This is a genomic window from Natronobiforma cellulositropha (genome assembly GCF_025629245.1).
GTDB lineage: Archaea > Halobacteriota > Halobacteria > Halobacteriales > Natrialbaceae > Natronobiforma > Natronobiforma cellulositropha.
Genome location: NZ_JANZXN010000043.1, coordinates 1 through 3,704, shown reverse-complemented (window position 1 = coordinate 3,704; position 3,704 = coordinate 1). Strand labels below are relative to the sequence as shown.

Genomic DNA, 3,704 nt, shown 5'->3' with positions numbered 1-3,704 from the left:
GACTGGTTTGCTGGAACAGCAGTCATCTCAGCATGATTGCGGTCAGACTCGACGCAATTTCGGCGTGATCGCCATCTCAGCCAGCCACTAAGCTAGAACGGATGGCAGTTGTACTTTCCATTCACTATGGTTAACGAAGTTATCGACATCGTATGGTTGAGAACCCCCTGGTCGACAAGCGATGTTTGAGTTCCTGACCCGGTCGATTCCAGTTATAATCATGGATATTCACTGTGTAATGCATTGTTGATGGTGCGTCTTTTTTGCGATTTCACTATCGTGGTGAGGAGTTGAGATTGTCCCTGTACGCACGGTCTGCGTGCTGATCTCTACTCATTGTATGAGAGTTCGAACTGTATCAACAATCTCCTACAGAAATGCGCTAATGTAATAAACCAAATCTCGGACAACTTATCGACAACTAATACGATTCTCGACTCCTCTTGGTCTTGACTCAAGTAAGGAGATTCATATGGGTGAGCGAGCAATCCAGTTGTGGTGAACACTATCTGTGAGGTTCTACGTTCCTGAGTGGGATGATAACGTTGACGCTCACTACGATTTCGAGCACGACGAACACTCGCGCCTTGGAAAGGACGAGCGCGAGTTACAGTATATCTGGGACATCTTTGACTACGAAACGACACCGATAGATGGCGTTCTAATTTCCCGTGAGCAGGTCGAAGAGAGTGCTACGAAGTTCGATCGATTAACGTCCTACGGCGTCTATGACGAACGTTCCGGGCTCAATGTCCCTGACTGGCTCCCGACGATTAGTGATTGTGGTGCTTGGGGGTACAAGTCGCTCCCTTTTCCGCCCTACGACAACGGCGAAATGCTGGCGTTTTACGAAAGCCTCAACGTGACAGTCGGGGTGACAATCGACCATCTCGTGCTTGGTTCGGGCCACGAAGCCAGGTTATATCTCGACAAGCGTGCTTTCGACGAAAGCACACTCACTCCTACTGCTCTCCCGGAAGAACTGACCGACGAAGTCGATGTGATGGTTGATAAGTGGCCCGCAGAGTGGCCCGAGTACGTCGTAGATTACGATCCAACGATTTACGATGACCATACGGTTGAACCGTTCGAATCAGAGGACTTCGAAGGAGACCCAGCGACCGTACTCGAGCGGCTTCGTACTGATCCACGAGCGGTGTTTCGAGAAGACGACACGGCATTTCGGTATCAGTTAACTCTCGACAATGCTGAGGAGATGAAACACCTATACGATGCCAATGACTATTCGTTCCGACTTATGGTCGCGATCCAGGGGTGGGATCCGATGTCGTATATTCGAGCCGCAGACGAGGTGTTGGAACTTGAATATCAGTATCTCGGGATTGGTGGTGTGGCCGGGAGCAACGCCGCCAGAATTCGGGACATTGTTACGGGAGTCGGTAACGTCGTGAAAGAGTACGAGCGAACCCGTAAAACGAGACTCGACACGCACGTGTTCGGGTTCGCGAAGACTGATGCGTTCGACACTATCGGGAAGACTGGGATGTCGAGTTTCGATAGTGCGAGTATGCTAAGGTCGGCTTGGACTGGTGGTGACAACTACCATCTCGACAGTGAGCGACGGTACGATGCACTCCGAGTACGATTCGGCTCGAATAGGGACCCATTCGAAGACCAGATTCAGATGGCCCTACGTGGACAAGAGACACTTCACTCCCTTCGTGCGTTCGACGACAGTCGGTCGATTTCGGAAGCGATCCGTGAGTGGGCCATCGACGCGGAACAGGCGCTTGACGCGCTCGTGCCGTATCTTGAATCTCACCGTCATGACGATGCTTACGATCAACGTCTCTTACGCGACGTCGAGGAACACTTCCGAGATGACTACGAATACGGCCGCGAACTCCGGGCGAGTTTTAGCCGTACCTTTCGGAACAGACTCATCAAATTGCTTCGTGACGACGATCCGGAGTCGCCTCTCGATTTCGACTCATATCAGTCATTGATCGATACCGCTCGAGTTCAGTTCGACGAGGAGTTTCCTCGGATGGCCGAGCCCGTAAGAGAACTTGAAGATCGTGCTGGAACTGTTGGTGCGTTCGATCAAGTCTGGCTAGTCGTCGAGGACTACGCATCCTGGATCGAAGACGATCGATTACTCGACGAGTACAAACGGCTCCTCAGAGAAGAACCCTGGAGAGAATGCGACTGTCGAATCTGTAAGGAACACGGTATCGAAGTCGCGGTCTTCCGGGCGAACAATCGAAATCGCCGTCGTGGGTTCCACAACACGAAGCGGTTCTACGATCAGTTTCGGGAAGCACTTCCGAGAACCCTGATCGCGACGCCGGCGTCTGACTCCCTGCCTATGAGTGGCTCTGTAGAGGGACACCTCCTCACCGAACGAACTGACTTTTGGTCGAGTGTTCACGATCTTCCTGTGGCCGAGATTGGCGTTGTAAGCGCTGACGGCGTTCACGAGTGGTGGTCGGACCCACCAATATCGATTTCGCTCGAGACATCCGAGATGGCAGACTCTATCGGTGATTTCTGTGTTCGGTATCAGAACGCTTTCCTGTACGATCCCGACGAAGTTATCCACGAGGACGTTCTCGAGGAAATCGAACAGCAAGGCTGCAAAGTAGCAACATTTCGAGATCCGTCGACGCTTCGAGCAGCCGTTCTCGACCAACTTGGTTACGAAAGTGAGTTTCTGCCAGAGTTTATGGTCCAAAAAGGGTTGATGGAGTTCTGAACATGGACGTTCTCATCATCGATCAGTGTTCGAACAGTAAATCGTACCCAGACAACAGTATCTCCTACGATGCGGTGGAAATTGACGAATCGAGCCTCAAATCACTTCGAACTCGAGACGGAGCAGCCAGTATTCCAGCACGGAAACTCTATACTGGACGTCAACAGGGGTACGTTGGTGAAGCAGTAGAGTCGCTCCGGGCCGGCGGTCACACTGTAGATCGGTATTTCATCAGTGCCGGATTCGGTCTCGTCGACGAGAACGAAGAACTTCCTCCGTACAACGTGACCTTCGCGGATATGACAGCTACCGAGATCGATTCTCGCGCCTCTCTCCTCCAAATTCCCGAACAGACTCGAGAAGCGGTCACGTCTGAGGCGTACGATATCGTGTTCTTCCCACTAGGTTCCGATTACTACCGGGCAGTGGATATAGCAAGCGTAATTTTTGCACTCCCGACAGAGACGATCGCTGTGACGTTCAATCAGGAGGACCTCGCGACACGGTCCGACAATGTCGTCTCAGTCCCTGCCCGCACCGAACAGGCGAAAGAACACGGCGAAATCGTCGTTGCGTTGAAAGGGGTCTATCTCAAGAATTTTGCTGAGAATCTCGCTCAAAATGTCACAATTACGTCGCTAGAAGACGTGACGGAAGCATGTCTTACTCAATCAACCTCGCAAAAGGACCTCAGCGAGTTTTAATTTTTTACGCTATTGTCTCTCAGCTCGGTCTCGACTCACCAGTGTTTTTCCCCCCTGATGGGGTGAGGGGGTCCTCAAATACACATGACGACCGAAAGCTCAGAAGCGCAACCAGTCGCAGAGTGGTATCGACTCCTAAGTAATCGACGACGAGTACTGACCATCACGTATCTGTCTCTGTCATCCGTTCTAGCTTAGTGGCTGGCTGAGATGGCGATCACGCCGAAATTGCGTCGAGTCTGACCGCAATCATGCTGAGATGACTGCTGTTCCAGCAAACCAGT

At 51.8% G+C, this 3,704-nt stretch carries 2 protein-coding genes; both read left to right on the top strand.

The window, feature by feature from the left end; all coding sequences use genetic code 11:
- Window positions 1–511: 511 nt before the first annotated feature.
- On the top strand, window positions 512–2,716 hold the full coding sequence (locus N0B15_RS15500; RefSeq protein ID WP_263020625.1) for a queuine tRNA-ribosyltransferase tRNA-guanine transglycosylase: 2,205 nt from the start codon (window positions 512–514) through the stop codon (window positions 2,714–2,716).
- A gap of 2 nt (window positions 2,717–2,718) precedes the next feature.
- Window positions 2,719–3,420 (top strand): hypothetical protein, encoded by a 702-nt coding sequence (locus N0B15_RS15495; protein ID WP_263020624.1) that lies wholly within the window; start codon window positions 2,719–2,721, stop codon window positions 3,418–3,420.
- Window positions 3,421–3,704: the final 284 nt, after the last annotated feature.